The sequence below is a fragment of the Streptomyces sp. NPDC054783 genome (assembly GCF_053611725.1).
In genome coordinates this window covers 33,964-51,530 of sequence record NZ_JBSHAY010000048.1, presented here as the reverse complement: position 1 = coordinate 51,530, position 17,567 = coordinate 33,964, and the positions used below count along the sequence as shown (strand labels likewise).

Annotated in this window: 15 protein-coding genes and 2 pseudogenes; 4 read left to right on the top strand and 13 right to left on the bottom strand. The window is 73.2% G+C overall.

All coding sequences use genetic code 11. The features are described 5' to 3' along the window. Nucleotides 1–179: 179 nt before the first annotated feature. Nucleotides 180–833, bottom strand: a complete 654-nt coding sequence (locus ACWGJ5_RS42555; RefSeq protein ID WP_453314978.1) for a Tat pathway signal sequence domain protein — start codon at nt 831–833, stop codon at nt 180–182. Between the two features lie 685 nt (nt 834–1,518). Between ACWGJ5_RS42555 and ACWGJ5_RS42550 the strand changes: the two genes are divergently transcribed. Both ACWGJ5_RS42550 and ACWGJ5_RS42545 read left to right on the top strand, forming a co-directional pair. After that, on the top strand, nt 1,519–2,232 hold the full coding sequence (locus ACWGJ5_RS42550; RefSeq protein ID WP_453314977.1) for a DUF6230 family protein: 714 nt from the start codon (nt 1,519–1,521) through the stop codon (nt 2,230–2,232). A gap of 5 nt (nt 2,233–2,237) precedes the next feature. Continuing rightward, nucleotides 2,238–2,708 carry a DUF6114 domain-containing protein gene (locus ACWGJ5_RS42545; protein ID WP_453314976.1) on the top strand — a complete coding sequence of 157 codons (471 nt, stop codon included), beginning with the start codon at nt 2,238–2,240 and terminating at the stop codon, nt 2,706–2,708. Between the two features lie 178 nt (nt 2,709–2,886). On the opposite strand, the gene tatA is transcribed toward ACWGJ5_RS42545, so the two are convergent. From tatA to ACWGJ5_RS42530, 3 genes are read right to left on the bottom strand one after another with little or no spacing between them, the layout of a single operon-like run. Further along, nucleotides 2,887–3,180, bottom strand: coding sequence for a Sec-independent protein translocase subunit TatA (tatA, locus tag ACWGJ5_RS42540; protein ID WP_453314975.1), 294 nt, complete (start codon nt 3,178–3,180; stop codon nt 2,887–2,889). Next, nucleotides 3,144–5,822, bottom strand: a complete 2,679-nt coding sequence (locus ACWGJ5_RS42535; RefSeq protein ID WP_453314974.1) for a cation-translocating P-type ATPase — start codon at nt 5,820–5,822, stop codon at nt 3,144–3,146. The genes tatA and ACWGJ5_RS42535 overlap by 37 nt, the downstream gene beginning before the upstream one ends. After that, a complete protein-coding gene (locus tag ACWGJ5_RS42530) occupies nt 5,812–6,180 on the bottom strand; it encodes an ArsR/SmtB family transcription factor (RefSeq protein ID WP_453314973.1) in 369 nt (122 codons plus the stop codon). Before ACWGJ5_RS42530 ends, ACWGJ5_RS42535 begins: the two co-directional genes overlap by 11 nt. 120 nt (nt 6,181–6,300) lie before the next feature. Here ACWGJ5_RS42530 and ACWGJ5_RS42525 point away from each other — a divergent pair, with 120 nt between their 5' ends. Next, nucleotides 6,301–7,293, top strand: a complete 993-nt coding sequence (locus ACWGJ5_RS42525; RefSeq protein WP_453314972.1) for an Lrp/AsnC family transcriptional regulator — start codon at nt 6,301–6,303, stop codon at nt 7,291–7,293. Between the two features lie 100 nt (nt 7,294–7,393). Here ACWGJ5_RS42525 and ACWGJ5_RS42520 read toward each other — a convergent pair whose 3' ends face one another. From ACWGJ5_RS42520 to ACWGJ5_RS42485, 8 genes and pseudogenes are all read right to left on the bottom strand, one after another. After that, entirely contained in the window at nt 7,394–8,785 is a 1,392-nt protein-coding gene (locus ACWGJ5_RS42520; RefSeq protein ID WP_453314971.1) for an MFS transporter, read from the bottom strand. Between the two features lie 247 nt (nt 8,786–9,032). Continuing rightward, the gene (locus ACWGJ5_RS42515) at nt 9,033–9,995 is read right to left on the bottom strand and encodes an ABC transporter substrate-binding protein (RefSeq protein WP_453314970.1); all 963 of its coding nucleotides are present in this window, start codon (nt 9,993–9,995) and stop codon (nt 9,033–9,035) included. Nucleotides 9,996–10,133: 138 nt separating this feature from the next. Continuing rightward, a complete protein-coding gene (locus tag ACWGJ5_RS42510; RefSeq protein WP_453314969.1) occupies nt 10,134–10,802 on the bottom strand; it encodes an ABC transporter permease in 669 nt (222 codons plus the stop codon). Beyond that, complete coding sequence (locus ACWGJ5_RS42505; protein WP_453314968.1) at nt 10,799–11,452, bottom strand: ABC transporter permease; 654 nt, start codon at nt 11,450–11,452, stop codon at nt 10,799–10,801. Before ACWGJ5_RS42505 ends, ACWGJ5_RS42510 begins: the two co-directional genes overlap by 4 nt. A 311-nt stretch (nt 11,453–11,763) precedes the next feature. Then, nucleotides 11,764–12,891, bottom strand: a pseudogene (locus ACWGJ5_RS42500) (ABC transporter ATP-binding protein); the annotation flags it as partial. Between the two features lie 122 nt (nt 12,892–13,013). After that, entirely contained in the window at nt 13,014–13,733 is a 720-nt protein-coding gene (locus ACWGJ5_RS42495) for an FAD:protein FMN transferase (RefSeq protein WP_453314967.1), read from the bottom strand. 1 nt (nt 13,734) lies between these two features. After that, nucleotides 13,735–14,163: an FMN-binding protein gene (locus tag ACWGJ5_RS42490; RefSeq protein WP_453314966.1), complete on the bottom strand. Its 429-nt coding sequence runs from the start codon at nt 14,161–14,163 to the stop codon at nt 13,735–13,737. Nucleotides 14,164–14,179: 16 nt separating this feature from the next. Next, nucleotides 14,180–15,517, bottom strand: a complete 1,338-nt coding sequence (locus ACWGJ5_RS42485; protein ID WP_453314965.1) for a ferredoxin reductase family protein — start codon at nt 15,515–15,517, stop codon at nt 14,180–14,182. Nucleotides 15,518–15,666: 149 nt separating this feature from the next. Between ACWGJ5_RS42485 and ACWGJ5_RS42480 the strand changes: the two are divergent. Then, nucleotides 15,667–15,930 (top strand): annotated as a pseudogene (locus ACWGJ5_RS42480) (response regulator); the annotation flags it as partial. A gap of 186 nt (nt 15,931–16,116) precedes the next feature. Here ACWGJ5_RS42480 and ACWGJ5_RS42475 read toward each other — a convergent pair. Further along, complete coding sequence (locus tag ACWGJ5_RS42475; protein WP_453314964.1) at nt 16,117–17,334, bottom strand: PP2C family protein-serine/threonine phosphatase; 1,218 nt, start codon at nt 17,332–17,334, stop codon at nt 16,117–16,119. Nucleotides 17,335–17,567: the final 233 nt, after the last annotated feature.

Here is a 17,567-nt window from a genome sequence, read left to right as displayed (position 1 = left end):
CCTGCCGTGTCGGCAGGTCCGGCATCCGTCGTGAGCGGGCAGGCCGCCCGGGACACGGGCCCCTCGGCGCCCGTGCTGGCGGGCGGCGCCGCCGCGGTGCTGGTGCTCACCGGGGGCGCCGCCCTCACAGCGCGTCTACGACGACGCTGAACTCGACGGTTCTGCTCGGTATTTGACGCTCAGTTGACGTAGACCGGTGCGCCGCCGTCCGTCACGGGCGCGTACTTGGCGGTGAAGTAACCGCTGGCGAAGCACAGCGACGAACCGGAGGTCTTGGTGAACTGCTGGTTGGTGAAGCTGATGCTGTTGTCGGCGTTGTCGGCCTTCCCGGTCAGGGAGGGCGCCTGGTAGACGCAGGTGATCGAGCCCAGCAGGGTGCGCAGCTTGACCGTGGTCTGGATGGTGGAGCCGCTCGCCGCCGAGACGGTGAGGGTGCCGTCGGAGGCGACCGTCGCCGTGTAGGGCAGGTTGCCGACGGTGATGCTGCCGACCCCGAGGACGCCGGTGACGTTGCTGGTGCAGGAGCTGCTGTCGAAGGTGTGCCCGGTGACGGACTCGGTGGCCGTGCCGGGGGCGGTCGGGTTGCCGGTGACCGCGGCGGTGAACTGGGAGGACGTGCAGGTCACGCCGCTGGTGCCGGTCGCGCTGGAGTAGAGCGTGGCGGACGTGCCGGAGGCCAGCGGCGCGGTGAGGGTGTCGCCGGTCGCGACGGCGGTGCCGCCCGCGCCTCCGGTGGTGAGGACGGCGCTGCCGTCGGCCGAGGCCGGCGCGGCCACGGCGAGGGTGAGCGCGGTGGCGGTGCCGGCGAGGGCGAGAAGGGATCGCGTACGCATGCGGGTGCCTCTTTCCTGGGTGGGGTCCGGGTGAGGTGGGGTGGGGCCAGATGGGGGGGGTGGCAGATGGGGGGCAGATGGCGGGCAGATGGCGGGCCGGCGCGCGGATGGCGAGTGATGCCGTAGCGGCGTGGTGCGGTGGTGCGCGCGGTGCCGCCGGCGCAGGGCCGTGCGCCTTCTCCGTACGCGACGGTCCGGCGACGGCGGCGGTCCGGGCACCGGCCGAAGACCCGGGGGAAGGCCTTCGGCCGGGCCGGCAGGGGGCGGCCGGGCACGGCCGGGGGAGGGGCCGTGCGGGGCCGCGGCGGTGTGAGCGGTTTCTGTCGGCGTGGTGAGCGGTCGGCGTGAGAGACCGGGAAACGCATCCGGTGCCGCTCGGCGGACCCGGCGCCACGGATCCGTGAAAACAGGGGAAGTTGTAGACCTGATCAGCCGTCAACGTCAAGTGATGCAAAGGGAGTTGCGGCATGCGATCGCAGCTCGGGCACATCCGACACCCTTTTTTCACATCCACCTTGACCCCCCGAAGTAACCGGCGGTAACTTCCTCGCAGGCTACTGCCGCGTAACGAGAAAGCCCTTGCTCCGCCGGGATGCGAGGAGGCGTACGCGACAGTCGCTGTCCGCGCCAGGACACCGCGCCGCTGAAGCCCAACCCGCATTGATCCATGCCCATGGGAGCAGACATGGCCTCGTCCCCGGACGTCCCGTCCGTCGGCAACACCCCCGAGAACCCGGGAAACGGTTCACCCTCCGAGACCTCCGGATCCTCCGAAGCGCCGCTCGCGGCCAAGGTCGCCGCCGGCGAGAGGCGGGGCCGCGTCCGGGCGCGCCGGGCCGCGGTGATGGCCGTACCCGCCACCCTCGTCGCCGCCGGTCTCGCGGTGCTGACCGCCCAGGGGGCGCTGGGTGTGCAGTTCGCGATCTCCGGCATGCCGTTCGCGGTCACCGCGACGGAACTGAACGGAACCGGTTTCGAGCAGTTCGGCGCCCTCGACAACATGGCGGACGGCAGCCCGAACGCCGGGGACACCGGGGGCCAGGAGCTCGTGGTGACCTCCGCCATCAAGAACGCCACGCTCGACCATCTGTGCCAGAGCGTCGACCTCGGCGGCACCAACCTGATGATCACGGCGGGCGGCGGCGCGGACAAGGTGCAGGCGAGCGCTCTGACCACGGACTCCGCTGAGCTGTCCGGCAACGCCGAGTTCAACAACATCGAGATCGGCAACGACGCCAGCACGCTGACCAAGGCGGGCGTGAAGGGCCCGATCGGTGTGTTCAGCCAGCAGGCCGACACCGTGCACATCGCCAACCTGCGGCAGACCAACTACGCGACCACGGCCGGTGTGTTCAAGCTTCCCGGTCTCAAGCTCCGCTTCAGCGACTCGGGTTGCTGATCTCGGTGGCCGACCGTCCACGCCGGGGAGCGCGGGCCGCCTTCCGTGGCTGGCGGGCCCGGCGGCCGTTCTGGGGCGGGCTGCTGCTCGCGCTGGCCGGCGGCGAGGTCCTGCTCACCGAGAAGGCCTCGCTCAAGGTCGTGATGCACATCGGCACGCAGGGGGTGGCCGGCTATCTGCTGCCGGGCCTGATGGCACTGCTGGGCCTGCTGATCCTCTTCAACCCGGCGCAGCGGCTCTTCTACTCCATCACCGGCGTCCTGCTCTCCCTGGGCACCTGGGTCACGTCCAACCTGGGCGGCTTCTTCATCGGCCTCCTGCTGGGCGTGACCGGCAGTTGCCTCGCCTTCGGCTGGCTCCCCGACCAGGAGCCGCGGGTCGGCCGCCGCGAGCGCCGCAGGCAGGCGAGGGCGGCGGCACGCGCAGGGGCCGAGGGGACCACGGGCCCGGAGGGCGCGGAGGGCCTGACCGCCTGACGGCCCGACGCCCCGGTGCACCGGACACAGCTGTCCGGTACGGCGCACGCAGGTCTCCGGTACGGCGGACACAGCGGCCGGCTTGCCGCGTTCGGACGCGCCATCCGAGGGCGAGGCAAGCCGAGGGCGAGGCAAGCCGAGGGCCGTGTCCGCCGCTTGACCGATCAGGCGCCGGGACTCAGCCGGCGCTCGCCGGGGCATCGGTGGGCCTCGGCGCCTCCGCGGCCGTACGCTCCGCCGTCGACGCGCGGACGTCACTCGCGGGCATGACCTGCGACGGCTCCACGACCAGTGTGCCGGCGGCGCCCGCCGCGCCGGTGTCGTCCTTCATCGCCTTCGCCTCGCTCTTGAGGATGCGCATGGACTTGCCCGGCGCCCGCGCGGTGTCCGGGAGCTTCCGGGAGCCGAACAGCACGATGAAGACGATGGCGACGATCAACAGGTGCCAGGGCTCGAGTCCGTTGCGGAGCACGACCGTCCCCCTGCTGGGAATGCTTGCTGTTTCCGGGAAAGCTTGCTGTTTTGCGCAACTGTGCAATCTGCGGGCCGGGGCCGGCACCGCGCGTGGCGGGCCGTCACCACGATGAGGGCGAGGGCGTACAGCCCGAGGACGGCGGCGAGCAACAGGTGGTACGGAGCGGGCAGCGCGGTCATGCCGAGCGCGGCGCCGAGCGGGCTGGGCGGTACGGCGAGTCCGACGGCGGCGAGGAAGACGGCGGCCCGGCCGACCGGTCCCGGACGGCCGCCGCGCGTCAGGCGCCTGCCGTCGCGCAGGAGCAGCATGACCAGCGCCTGGGTGAGCAGGTTCTCGGTGAACCAGGCGGAGTGGAAGACGGCCTCGTCGTCCAGGGCGTCCGGGCCGTTCAGGGCGAGCGCGAGAACCTCGAAGGTGGCGAGGTCGGCGAAGGCGTTGAGCACGCCGAAGCCGGTGATGAACCGCAGGAAGGCCGGCGGCCGCAGCACGGTCGGCCGGCGCAGCTCGCTCAAGGCCGGGCGGTCGTGGGCGAAGGCGAGCTGGGCGGCGTCGAAGCACAGGTTCTGCGCGAGCACCTGCACGGGGAGCATCGGCAGGAAGGGCAGCAGCAGTCCGGCTGCGAGCATGGCGAGGACGTTGCCGAGGTTGGAGGAGAGGGTCACCCGCAGATAGGCGGCGATGTTGGCGCTGCCGATCCGGCCGGCGGTGACGGCGTGTCCGATCGCGGTGAGGTCCTTCTCGGCCAGCACGACGTCCGCGCTCTCCCGGGCCACCGCGACGGCCCCGCGCGGCGCGATCCCGACGTCGGCGGCGAGCAGCGCGGCCACGTCGTTGACGCCGTCCCCGAGGAATCCGACGGTGTGCCCGGCGGCGCGCAGCCCGGCGACGACACGGGCCTTGTCCTCGGGGGTGCATCGGGCGACGACCGTGGTGGTCCCGTGGGCCACATCCGGGCTCCCGCCCCCGGCAGTCCGCACCTCCCCGGGCTCCAGCCCCGCCTCCCGGCAGACCCGGGCCGCGGTCGCGGGGTGGTCGCCGGTGAGGACGTGGACCTGGATGCCGAGGGCGGCGAGGCTGCGCAGGGACTCGGCGGCGCCGGGGGCGAGTTCGTCGTGGAAGGTGACCAGGCCGCGGAAGGTGAGCCCGCGTTCGTCGGCGGGGGTGTACGGGCGGGTGCGGGCGGGCCGTTCCGCGGTGGCGACGGCCAGTACCCGCTGCCCGGTCTCCGCCTCGCGTGCCGCGAGCGCCAGCAGTCGCTGCCGCTCGGCGTCCGGCAGGTCGCAGCGCTCCAGGACGTCCTCGGCGGCCCCCTTGGTGATCAGCAGGTGGTGGCCGAGCCGGCCGGCGACGACGGCGGTCGCGAGGCGCCGGCCGGGCGCGACGGGCAGCGCGGCAAGCCCGTCGTACTCCTCTCCCACGGCTCCCGCGACGTCGAGCAGCGCCTCGTCGAGGGCGTCGGGGGCGGGCAGTTCGGCGAGCTGCAGGGTCCACCAGGCGCCTACGGCCGCCCAGCGCAGCACCTCCGGATCGTCCCGGCCGTCCGGTCCGAGGGAGCGTGCGGCGACCGGCCGGTCCTGGGTGAGGGTGCCGGTCTTGTCCACGCACAGCACGTCGATCGCGCCGAGGTCGTGCAGTGCGGGCAGCCGCCGTACGACGACCCGGCGGGTGCGGGCCAGCAGCGCGGCGCTCCGGGCCAGGCAGGTGGTGACGATCACCGGGAGCATCTCCGGGGTGAGCCCGACGGCCACGGACACGGCGAACGGCAGCGTCTGCAGCGCCTGGCCGCGCAGCGCCGCGCCGGCCATGAGCACCAGCGGCGGGGTGAGCAGCATGAACCGGACCAGCACCCAGGCGATGCCGTGCACGGACCGGTCGAAGGCGCTGGGTTCGCGCGGCTCCGGCGTGCGCTGCGCGGCGGCGAACCGGGTGTCGGCCCCGGTGGCCACGACGACCGCGGTGGCGCTGCCCGCCACGACCGCGCTGCCCTGGAAGCACAGGGCGGATTCGGCGGACGGCTCCGGCGGATCGGCGGCGGCCTTGGCCACGGGCGCGGACTCGCCGGTGAGCGCGGACTCGGACACCGTCAGCCCGCGGGCGCGCAGCAGTCGTACGTCGGCGGGCACGAGGTCGCCCGGGCCGAGCCGTACGACGTCGCCGGGGACCAGTTCGGCCACCGGGACCTCGCGGGTGCGCGGAGCGGCGGTGTCGTCGGTGCGGCGCAGCACGGTGGCCGTGCCGGCGACGAGTTCGCGCAGGGCGGCGAGCGAGCGGTCGGCGCGGCGCTCACCGGCCGCGCGCAGCGCACAGCTGACGGCGACCAGGGCGAGGATCACCGTGGCGGTGCCCCAGGAGGCGACGAACGCCGAGACCAGGCCGAGGGTGAGCAGGACGGTGGTGAACGGGTCGCGCAGGCCCCGCAGACAGCGCCGGAGCGCGGAGGGGGTGCGCGGGCGGGGCGGCGCGTTCTCGCCGTGGGTGGCGAGCCGGGCGGCGGCCTCGGCGTCGGTGAGTCCGCGCGGGCCGGTGTCGAGGTGCCGCAGCACCTGGAGCGGCGTGCCACCCACCGGGCCGGTCGCCGGTCCGCCCACCCGACCGGTCGCGGGTCCGCCCGCCGGGCCCGTCGGGGTCTCAGAGGCCATAAAGGCGGCGGGCCGGGGCCGGTGCGTCCGCGGCCCGTTCCGCGAGCCGGCCGACGAGGAGACGTACGACGTCGACGACGGCGGCCTGTCCCGCGGCGTCCACGAAGTACACCTGGCGGCGGCCCTCGCGCCGGGAGCGGACCAGCCCGGCGAGCTTCAGCTTGGTCAGGTGCTGGCTGACGGCGGGCAGCGCGCCGCCGACCCGCCCGGCGAGCCCGGTGACGTCGCTCTCCCCCTGGATCAGCGCCCACACGATGTGCAGCCGGGCGGGCGAGGCGAGCAGTCCGAAGGCGGCGGCCGCCTCGGTGAGCACCTCGGCGGAGGGGTCCTGGTAGCCGGTGCCGGGCCCTGTCGCCACTGTCGCCTTCCCTCCGCGTCGTCCTGCGGTCCGTCTGTGCCGTCTGTGCCGTCCGTGTGCGGGAATCAAGTGTAGGCGGGCAGGCACTCCGAGCCCGTCGGGCCGCGCGAGGATGGGGGCATGCTCGACGACCTCGACCGTGCCCTCATCCACGCCCTGCACCTGGACGGCCGGGCGCCGTTCAGCAGGATCGCCGAGGTCCTCGGGGTCTCGGCGCAGACCGTGGCCCGCCGCTACCGCCGGCTGCGCACCGAGGCGGGGCTGCGCGTGGTGGGCCTCGCCGACCCGGACCGGGCGGGCCGCGCCCAGTGGCTGGTCCGGCTGACGGCGACGGCACGCTCGGCGCAGGACATCGCCGGGGCGCTGGTGCGGCGGCCGGACACGTCCTGGGTGAAGCTCACTTCCGGGGGCACCGAGATCACCGCGGTGATCCACGCCCCGGCCGTGGACGCCTCCCCCGGCTCCCTCCTGCTGCACGACGTTCCGCGCACCGGCGGCATCACGGCCGTCTCCGCGCACTGCCTGCTGCACACCTATCTGGGCGGCCCCGCCAACTGGCGACGCAGCGCCCAGGCCCTGGACGATCGGCAGCAGGCGGCCCTGGAGTACCGGGAGAACGCCGAGGGGGTACGGCAACCTGGCCCGGACGACGCCGAGTTGCTCGCAGCGCTGGAGCGGGACGGGCGGGCCGGGCAGGGAGAGCTGGCCCGGGCGACCGGCTGGTCGCCCACGACCGTGGCCCGGCGGGTGGCCGAACTGCGCGCGTCGGGCGCCCTGTTCTTCGACGTGGAGGTGGACGCCGGGCTCTTCGGCGTCCGCACCCGGGCCCTGCTGTGGCTGTCGGTGCGGCCGGCGGACCTGGAGCAGGTCGCGGTCGCCCTGGCCGGCCATGACGAGCTCGCCTTCGTGGCCGCGACCACCGGCCGCACCAACCTGGTCGCCCAGGCGCTGTGCCGCGACCCGGCCGACCTGCACCGCTACCTCACCCGGCGGCTCGGCGCGCTGCGGGAGATCGACACGCTGGAGACCAGCCCGGTGCTGCGCACACTGAAAGCGGCGAGTCCTGCGCTGAAGGCCGGGCACCGGGTGGCGCCCGCCCGGCGGGGTGGTTGAGGCCGTACGCGGCTGCGGGCGTGGGGGCTGGTCGCGCCCGGGCGGCGGAGCCGCATATCGGCACAGCCCCGCGCCCCTTGGGGCACTCAGCCACCGGCGTCTAAGTTCCCTCCCCCGTTCCGACCCGCGCACTCGCCGCCCACGCCACGCCCAGCAGTCCCACCGCCACCCAGCAGGCGCCCTGGGGTGCGGCCGGGCCCGTTCCCGCCAGGTAGGCGCTGCCGAGGACCGCCACTCCCAGCGTGGCGCCCAGCTGCTGCACCGCGTTGAGCAGGCCGGCCGCCGAGCCGACCTCCTGGGGACGCAGGGGGTGCAGGGCGAGGGTGAAGAAGGCGGGCGTGAAAAGGCCGGCGCCGAGGCCGACGAGGGCGAGGGCCGGCAGCAGCGCGACCGGGTAGTGTCCCGGCGCGGTCGACCGGTACGCGGCCACGGCGGCGAGCAGCCCGGCCAGCATCAGCCCGAGCCCGTACGGCATGACCCGCCGCCCGTGCCGCCGTACCAGCCGCGAGCCCGCCCACCAGGAGGCGAGGGCGAGACCGGCGGACCACGGCAGCAGGCTCAGTCCCGACGCCAACACGCCTGTTCCGGCGTCGAGTTGGAGCTGCAGGACGACCACGACGGTCAGCCCGTTGGTCACCGCGAAGAAGGCGGTGGAGGTCACGAGAGCGGCCGGGAAGCCGCGGTGGGTGAACAGGCTGGGCTCCAGCAGGGGACGTGCCGTGCGCCGCTGGTGTCGGGCGAAGCCGGCGAGTACGAGCAGTCCCGTGCCGAGCAACAGCCAGTCGGCGGCGCGCAGTTGGCGGAGGCTGCCGCCGATCAGCGGGTACACCAGGAGCCCGGTGCCGAGCGCGGCCAGTGCGGTGCCGGGCCGGTCGAGGGCCGGGCGGCGCGGGGCGCGGTTCTCCGGGAGGTTGCGGGCGAGGGCCAGCACCAGCGCGGCCACCGGCACGTTCACCAGGAACACGGACCGCCAGGACGAGCCGAACAGGTCGGCGTGGGTCAGCACTCCGCCGACGACGGGTCCGCAGACGGCGGCGAGGCCCATCACCGGTCCGATGCTGCCCAGCGCCTTCGCCGTCTCCTCGCCCGAGAACATCGCTTTGATCAGCCCGATGGTCTGCGGGATGATCAGCGCCGCCGCGGCGCCCTGCACGGCCCGGAAGGCGATGAGCAGCCCCGGGGACGGCGCCAGAGCGCAGGCCACGGACGCCGCCGTGAACAGCGTGACGCCGAGGACGAACATGCGGCGCCGGCCCGCGATGTCCCCCAGCCGCCCGCCGGTGATGAGCAGCACCGCGAACGGCAGGGTGTAGGCGGCGCCGAACCACTGGACGTCGGAGACCGGCCCGCCCAGGTCGGCGTGGACGGCGGGCGCGGCCACCTGTACGACGGTCGAGTCCAGCAGGTTCATCGCCTCGCCGAGCAGCAGGGCGGCCAGGCCGGGCCACCGCCTTCGGCAGGGAGTGGCGACAGCCACGTGTGCTGTGGTCATGGGTGTTCAGCTGTTCCTCTCGCGCTCGGTGCGGAGACCGGGACCGGCCCCGGGCCAGCGTGCGAGAGCGAGGGAGAGGGGCTCCAGCAGGAGCGGTGTGCATGCGGATTTCTTCCATCGGCCGCGCTGTTCGTGAAGAAATCCCGCACATTCCACATCGCACATCCCACAGCACGACGCGGGTGCCCCCGGTCCTCGGGAGCACCCGCGTCGGCAGTGCAGGGTCGTGTCGAAGGGAGACGGAACGTCAGGCGATACCGGCGGACTGCAACCAGGCCTTGGCCATGTCCAGCGGGTCCTTGCCCTGGACCTGCACCTGGGTGTCCAGGTCCAGCAGGGTCGCGGTGTCGAGCTTGGCCGAGACCGCGTCGAGCGCGTCGACGCCCTTCTGCGACAGGGCGCCCTTGCGGACGAGCGGCTGGACGTTCTCGAACCCGAAGAGGTTCTTCGGGTCCTGCAGGACGACGAACTTCTCCTTGGAGATGGTCGAGTCCGTGGTGAAGATGTCCGCGGCCTGCACGGCGTTCTTGTTCAGCGCGGCCTGGGTGAGCGGGCCGCCCGCGTCGAGCGCCTTGAACGACTTGAACTCGAGACCGTAGACCGACTTCAGCCCCACCAGGCCCTGCTGCCGGGTCTGGAACTCCGGCGAGGCGCCCATGACCAGGTCCTTCGCGATGCCCTTCAGGTCGGCGATGGTCGACTTGCCGGTGAGGTGGTACTTCTTCGCGGTGGCCGCGTTGAGCGTCACGGAGTCCTTGGACTCCGCCGCCGCCGGCTTGAGCAGGGTCAGCTTGGAGTCCAGCTTGGCCTCGATGGCCGTCGTGGTGGCCTCGGCCGTCGTGGGCTTGGCCTTCGGGTCGAGGTAGGCCAGCAGGGCGCCGTTGTACTCGGGCAGCACCTTGATGGCACCGTTCTTGATCAGCCCGTAGGTGGTCTCCCGGCTGCCGATGTTCGGCTTGTAACTGACCTTGATCCCCTTGGCCTTGAGGGCCTCGCCGTAGATGTCGGCGAGCAGGGTGCTCTCGGGGAAGTTGTTGGATCCGACGACCACGGTGTCGCCGCTCGCCTTGCTGTCCGTCAGCGGGTTGCCGCCGGACTTTCCGTCGTTGGAGGAACAGCCCGCCAGCAGAGCCGTCGCCGCCGCGAGGGCGACCACCGCCGCGCCTCGGTTCCTCCGGATGGACCTGCTGATGCGGTTGTTGGAAGTCACCCGCCGATCCAATCCAGCCGGTTCTCGGTCAGTCAAGGGCCGCAGATCACCGATTGGCCTCGATCTGCGGACACTTGTGGGCACAGCCCGCCGGTACGACTGTCCGCGCCCTGTCGGCCCGCACCGGCGGGGAAGGCGTCAGCTGCTCCGCCGTACCCCCGGCGAGACGGTGATCCGGGAGGCCGCCCAGAACACCACGAGGGTGGTCAGGGCGAGTCCGGCGACCAGGGTGGCGCCGCCGACGACCTTCTCGTAGTTCCTCTGGTAGAGACCGTCGATGATGTAGCGGCCGAGCCCGCCGAGGCTGACGTAGGCGGCGATGGTGGCGGTGGAGACGATCTGGATGGCCGCCGTGCGCAGCCCGCTCAGGATGAGGGGGAGCGCGACCGGCAGCTCGACCTGGAACAGCACCCGTGCCTCGGGCATGCCCATGCCCCGGGCCGCGTCCACGGGCGAGGGGTCGACGGAGCGGACCGCCTCGTAGGTGGTGACCAGGATCGGCGGTACGGCGAGCACGACCAGCGGGATCATCACCGGCAGCAGACCGAACCCGATCCAGATGAACATCAGGACCAGCAGACCGAAACTGGGCAGCGCCCGGCCCGCCGTGGCGATCAGGGCGAGGGCGTTGCCGCCGCGGCCGTAGTGGCCGGTGACCAGGCCGACGGGCAGTCCGATCAGGGCGGCGAACAGCAGTGCTTCCAGCGAGTACTTGACGTGCTCGGCGAGCCGGGTGGGGATGCCGTCGTAGCCGTGCCAGTGGGCGCTGTCGCTGAAGAAGGCGTGTGCGAAGTTCAGGACGTTCACCGGGTGGCACCCTTCCTCGGCATCCAGGGGGTGAGGAGACGGCGGAGGAGGACCAGCAGGGCGTCGGCGAGGATGCCCAGCAGCGCCGTCGTCAGGACCGAGTTCACGGCCAGGGCCGGCCGGTGGTAGGTGGTGGCGTCGTTGAGCATGTTGCCGAGCGCGCCCTGGTTGCCGATGAGCATGCCGACGCTGACCAGGGAGAAGCTGGAGACGACCGCGACCCTGAGGCCCGCGATGATCGCGGGTGCGGCGATGGGCAACTGGACCTGGAGGTAACGGCGTACGGGGCCGAAGCCCATGGACTGCGCGGCGGCCAGGGTCTCCTGCGGCACCGAGCGGACGCCGTCCACGATCCCGGGCACGAGCACCACCAGGCTGTAGACCGCGAGCGGGATCATCACCGTGGTCTCGCTCTGCCCGAAGTAGTCGATGAGCACGACGAAGAACGCCAGCGACGGGATGGAGTAGAGCACGGTGGTGACGCCGAGGACGGGCGGGTAGACCCAGCGGAAGCGTACGCAGAGCTGGGCCACGGGCAGCGCGACGAGCAGCGCGACCAGCACCGGCAGCAGGCCCTCCCGCACATGCAGGCCGACGAGCCCCAGATAGCTGTGCTGAAGATCGCTCGGAAGGTCGAAGAAGCCGTTCATTGCGCGGCCTTGAGGTCGACACCGTCGGCGGGCCCACCCTGCGCGGCGTCGGAGCCGTCCACAGCCTGACCACGCTGGGCCTCGGCGCCGTCCGCGGCCCGACCGCGCTCGGCCTCGGCGCCGTCCGCCGAGCGGTCCTGTGCAGCGTCGGTGCCGTCCGCCGACCGGCCCGGCGCGGCCTCGGTGCCGCCCGCTGCCCGGCTCTGCACTGCGCCGCCGTCGTCGACCCGGCCGCGCTCGGCCTCGGCGCCGTCCGCGGCCTGACCACGCTCGGCCTCGGTGCCGGGCTCGGAGTCGCCGCCATCCTCAGTTCGGCCACGCGCGGCCCGGGTGCCGTCCGCGGCCCGGCTGTGTGCCGCGCGGATGGCCTCGCCGATGGTCTGCTGGGAGACGACGCCCACGGCGTGTCCCTCGTCGTCCACCGCGACGGCCCAGCCGGTCGGTGAGAGCACCGCGCCGTCGAGCGCGGTGCGCAGCGAGTCCTTGCCGGGCATGAACGGCCGCCCGTGGTCCAGGAGTTGCGCCCGGTCGACGGCTTGGGCGGTGAGCCGGTCCGGCTCGCTCCAGCCGAGCGGCCTGCCGTCGGGGTCGGTGACCAGGAGGTAGGGGGCGTCGGCGCGGGAGGCGAGCAGGCCGGCGTCGGCATCGATGGCCACGATCGGCGCGGTCTGCAGTTCCAGGCCGGCGGACGGGAAGAAGGACAGCCGGCGAATGCCCCGGTCGGCGCCGAGGAAGTCCTCCACGAAGGAGTCGGCGGGTGCGCTGAGCAGTTCGGCGGGCGGGGCGAACTGGGCGAGCCGCCCGCCGGTGCGCAGCACGGCGACCATCGTGCCGAGCTTGATCGCCTCGTCGATGTCGTGCGTGACGAAGACGATGGTCTTGCCCAACTCGTCCTGGATGCGCAGCAGTTCGTCCTGGAGTCCCTTGCGCACCACGGGGTCGACGGCGGAGAACGGCTCGTCCATCAGCAGGACCGGCGGATCCGCGGCGAGTGCCCGGGCCACGCCGACGCGCTGCTGCTGGCCGCCGGAGAGCTGGTACGGATACCGCTTGGCGAGCGCGGCGTCGAGCCCCACCCGCTCCATCAGCTCGGCGGCTCTCGCGCGGGCCTTCTGCTTGCTCCAGCCGAGCAGCCGGGGCACGGTGGCGATGTTGTCGAGGATGGTGCGGTGCTGGAAGAGTCCGGCGTTCTGGATGACGTAACCCATCGAACGGCGCAGGGTGTTGACCGGCTGCTGCCGGATGTCCGTGCCGTCGAGGAGGATGCTGCCCTCGGTGGGCTCCACCATCCGGTTGATCATCCGCAGAGTCGTCGTCTTGCCGCAGCCCGAGGGCCCGACGAGGACGGTGATCGCGCGGTCCGGTATCTCCAGCGACAGCCGGTCGACCGCGACCGTGCCGTCCGGATACCGCTTCGTGACTGACTCTATCCGTATCAAAACGCCGAATGCCCTTCGGGTTTGGCGGATTTCCGCCCGCTTTCGGCCACTGTCGTCGCTGCGCAGCCCGTTGCGGGGAGAGTCTAGACCTCGAGTGTTTCAGCGTTTTGGCGGGTGAATGGCTAGGCGACCGGCAGTCCCGGCGTGCGGAGCACGCGCCGTGCGGTGTCCACCGCGAACACCTCGCAGCCGGGGCGCGCGGCGGCCCAGGCCGGACCGTCGGTGCCCAGTGCGAAGGCGGCCGTCGCGGTCGGGTCCGCCTCCGTCAGGGTCGGGGCCACCACGGTGAGGCTGAGCAGCCCCGTGGCGGGGCGTCCCGTGCGGCCGTCGAGGATGTGGTCACCGCGTTCGTACCGCCCGGAGGTCGCCACGGCCGCGTCGGTGACGGCCAGCACGGAACAGACCCGGTCGGCCTGTTCCGGATGCCGGATGCCCACCCGCCACGGCCCGCCGGAGACCACCACGTCCCCGCCGGCGTTGAGGCAGAACCGTCGCGCCCCGGCCGCCGCCAGCAGCCCGGCCGCCCGCTGCACCGACCAGCCCTTGACCACCGCGCAGGGATCGAGGCCCCGGCCGGGCAGCCGCATGTCGAAGGCACCGCCGGTGGCGGCCCGGTACCGCTCGCACAGGCCGAGGACCTCCCTCAGGTCCGCGCTCGGCTCGTCCTCCGCCAGCTCCCCGCGCCCGTACCGCGACACCTCGCTCCCGGACTTGAACGGGCTGAAGCGGGCGTCGACTTGGCGCAGCCAGGCGAAGACCTCGTCGGCGGCCGCGCCGAAGTCGCCCTCGTCGTCGATCCGCAGCGAGACCGGAAACCCCATGACGTGTTCGACCCGGCGCACGTCAGGAGCCCTTGGCGTCGAGCGCGGCCTGGAGCGACTCCCGGTATCCCTGGCTCGTGATCGTGGCCCCGGACACCGTGTCGATGTGGGCGCTCTGCGCCTTGAGCGTCTCCGCGATCAGCTCCGGTACGGCCCACCGGGTCTGCGGATGGTGGGGCGCCTGGAGCATTCGCACGGAGGCGATCCGGTCGCCCCGGAAGGTCACCTCCACCTGGAAGACGCCCTTCGTGGTGCTGACCGCGGTGCCCGGGACGACCTTCGAGGAGGCCGCGGAGGACGACGCGGAAGGCGAGGAGGCGGCAGCGGACGGCACGGGGGGCGGTGTCGACGCCGGCTGTGCGGTGTCCACGGTCCCGGCCGAGGGGTGGTAGCGCCAGACCGGCATCAGTCCGGCGACGGTCAGGACGAAGACGGGAATGGCTCGTTTCACGGTCAAACGCCCTCTCTCAGCCCGCGAGGCTGAAGCGCTCGAAGTGGATCTGCCGTTTGGGCACGCCCAGCTCGGCCAGGCTGCGCAGCACGGCGGTCATCATCCCGGGCGGCCCGCACAGGAAGACGTCCCGTGCCCCGATGTCGGGGACGAGCCGCGCCAGTTCGTCGGGGGCGAGCCGGTCGGGGACGATCGGGCCGGTCACCAGGTGGAGTTCGGCGCCCTTGGCGAGGGCGAGGTCGCACAGCTCGTCGTAGAGGACGGCGTCGCGGTCGGTGGCCACCCGGTAGATGACCACGGCGTGGCCCTGAAGGTCCTCCAGCAGCGCACGGATGGGTGTCACGCCGACGCCGCCGGCGATCAGCACGGACTCCGGTCGGGTGCGGTGCAGCGTGGTGAAGGCGCCGTAGGGGCCCTCGGCGAAGACGCGGGTGCCGGGCTTGAGGTGCCGCAGGGCGGCGCTGCCGTCGCCGGCCGCCTTGGCGGTGAGGCGCAGGGTGCGGCCGTCGGGGGCGGCGGACAGGGAGAACGGGTTGGCCTGCCACCAGCGGTCCCGGGTGAGGAACCGCCAGAGGAAGAACTGGCCGGCGCGGGCGGGCAGTTGGTCCAGGTGGCGGCCGGTGACATAGACGGAGACGACGTCGTCGGACTCGGGTACGACCGCCGAGACCCGCAGCCGGTGCCGCAGGTTCCGCCACAGCGGCAGCGCCAGCCGGCCCGCGAGGACCGCGCCGAGGGCCGTGCCCCACACCGAGTACCAGTACGTCCTCGCGGCGGGCGAGGAGGTGAAGGTCGTACCGGCCGCGACCTGGTGGGTGAAGGCGAGGACCACGGCGGCGTAGGTGTACAGGTGGATGAAGTGCCAGGTCTCGTAGGCGAGTCGGCGGCGTGCCCAGCGGGCCGAGACGGCGCCGACCAGGACGATCAGGGCGAGCGCGACGACGGCGCGCAGCACGCCCTCGACGGTCTCGGCGAGGTTCACGAGTTGGTTGACCGGGTCCATCGAGGACGCCTGGGCGTAGCCGAAGGTGATGAACACCGCGTGCGTGAGCAGGGTCCACAGGATGCCGAAGCCGGTGCGGCGGTGCCAGGAGGTCAGCCGGTCCATGCCGATCCGGTGGTCCAGCCAGGGCAGCCGGGCCACCAGCAGCAGCTGGAAGGCCATGAGGAGGGCGCCGCTCAGGCCGGCGAGGCGGCCCAGCACGATGAGGGTGTTCGAGGCGAATCCGGCCTGGACGAAGAACCAGGCCACAACGGCCGCGTTGACGGCCAGCAGGGTGTACAGGCCGGTGCGGGCCACGACTCGGGGGCGGATGGTCGTGGGGGGTTCGAGACGTGTCTGGAGGGTCGTCACGGACGCGGCTCCTTGATCGGGTCCTGGATGACGAGCTTCGCCCGGGGTTGTTGCCGTTTTCCTGTCGGACGACTTTCACTTGAGTATCGATGTGACCGGTGGGGGCCGGCAGCTCCGGCTGGGCCGGACGGGTGCACGAGGATGGGCGGGTGGAGAAAGTACGACTGCTGGTCGTGGACGACGACCCGCCGATCGCCGACCTGGTGGTCACGGTCGCGCGCTACGAGGGCTGGGAGGCGGTCACCGCGTACTCCGGGCAGGAGGCGCCGGCCCGGGCCGCCGAGTTCGGGCCGGACACCGTCGTCCTGGACCTGATGCTGCCCGAGGTGGACGGCTTCGGCGTGCTGGATGGACTGCGCCGCTCGGGGGCGACGGTGCCGGTCGTGTTCCTCACCGCGCGCGACGGCGTCGCCGCCCCGCCCGGCACGAAGGTCTCCGTGACCCTCTCGGCCGGCCCGGGCGGCGCACTGCGCCTGGCCCGGGAGGCCGACTTGACGGCGTTCACACTACGACTGCCGGTGACTGCAACTCCCTGAAGGGGCGCGGGGAACTGCGCGGGCAACCACAACGGACCGCAAGTCGCCGCACGACCGCACCCCCTACGGCGAGACCGCGTCGGCCGACGGCCCCTGTCGGCGGTGCGGCCGGCAGGCCAACGCAGCGACATCGTCCTCCGCATGCCTCGCGTCCAACCGGCTGAGGATCAGGTCCAGCACGTTCTCCAGTCCGTCGCCGCCGGGAAACCGCAGGGCGGACAGCCGGGCCAGGGACTGGTCGATGTCCTCCCCGCGCCGTTCCACCAACCCGTCGGTGAACAGCACCAGCGTCTCCCCCTCGGCCAGCGGGTGGGTGGCCGACTCGTAGCCGCCGAGTCCGGTGCCGAGCGGTGGTCCCACGGGGACGTTCAGCAACGAGGCCTCACCGCCGGAGGTGATCCGCGCGGGCGGCAGATGCCCGGCGCTGGCCAGCGTGACCTGGTGGCGGCCGGGGTCGACGCGGGCGAGCAGGCAGGTGGCGGGCCTGAGGTCCGCCTCTCGGGAGGCGATCTCGTCCATCTGCCGCAGCACCCGGTGCGGGGGAAGGTCGGCGGAGGCGATGTAGCGCAGGGAGGAACGGTAGGCACTCATGTCGACGGCGGCCTCCAGGCCGTGGCCCATCACGTCGCCGACGACCAGCAGGGTCCGCCCGAAGTGCAGCCGTACGGTCTCGCACCAGTCGCCGCCGACCAGCACGCCGCCGCCGGCCGGCAGATAGCGGATGGCGACGTCCAGGTTGGGGTGCGGGCGGCCGGGCTCGGCGAGCAGGGCGCGCTGCAGGTCGCCTGCGGTGCGGTTGATGCTCGCGTAGGCGCGGGCGTGCCGGATGTGGGAGGCGGCGCGCTCGGCGAGCAGGCTGAGCAGCTCGGCCTCCGCGCGGCGAAGCGGCTGCCCGGAGCGGGCCCACACCAGGACGCCGTACCCGTCCTCGCCGCTGGTCAGCGGCGTGCACAGCGCGATCCGGGAGCGGGGGGCGCCCACGTACTCCAGCCAGGGCTCCGGCGGTGCGTCGATCGCCGGTATCCCGGCCTCGCGGGCCGCCGCGGTGGCCCACCGGGCGTCGGGCAGCGCGTCGGCGTCCCCCGTGATCGCCTCGTATCCGGAGAGGGTCTGGCCGGTCAGGCGCAGCACGGCGGCCGTGCCGCCGGCCAGCCGTACGGCGATCCGGGTCAGCTCGGCGCAGGTCGTGGCCTCGTCGAGGGTGGTGCCTATCCCGGCCAGCGCGTCCCGCAGCAGGCTCAGCGGTTCGCCGCCGGCCGCCATGGCATCGGAGGCCGGCACGGTCTGCGCCGCCTCCGCGGGGCCCGCCGCCCCCGCAGAGCCCGCCGCCCCCGCAGAGCCCGCCGCCCCCGCAGAGCCCGCCGCCCCCGCAGAGCCCGCCGCCCCCGCAGAGCCCGCCGCCTCCGCAGGGCCCGCCGCCTCCGCAGGGGCCGCGGCATCAGCGGGTCCCGCGACATCAGCGGAGCCCCCCACACCCGCGGAATCACCGGCCCGCGCGGATATCGCCGTCGCGT